Consider the following 228-nt stretch of genomic DNA (forward strand, 5'->3'; position numbering starts at 1 on the left):
TGTCAATACCCATATATGGAAGGTTTCTGTTCCACTTCCACAGGTGAGGGCGGGCCATTCAGCCTGTGTCTTGGGGAAGGTGATGTATGTTTATGGAGGATACAACCTGACTGGGTGGACCAATGACATCTATGAATTGGACACCTCCACCATGATCTGGTCTTTCATCAACACCAGAGGAGCTCCAAGTCGGAGGCCACGCCGCCTTAGGAAGGCAACCTTCGTTGA

The 228-nt window shown here is 50.9% G+C and carries 1 protein-coding gene; it reads left to right on the forward strand.

Features of this window, described 5'->3' with window-relative positions:
* Positions 1–13: 13 nt before the first annotated feature.
* Positions 14–228 (forward strand): Kelch repeat-containing protein (locus IEQ44_RS18475; RefSeq protein ID WP_438861862.1); only part of this gene is annotated, 215 nt, incomplete at its 3' end.

It is taken from the genome of Nocardioides malaquae, from assembly GCF_015070385.1.
In the GTDB taxonomy this organism is placed as follows: Bacteria; Actinomycetota; Actinomycetes; order Propionibacteriales; family Nocardioidaceae; genus Nocardioides; species Nocardioides malaquae.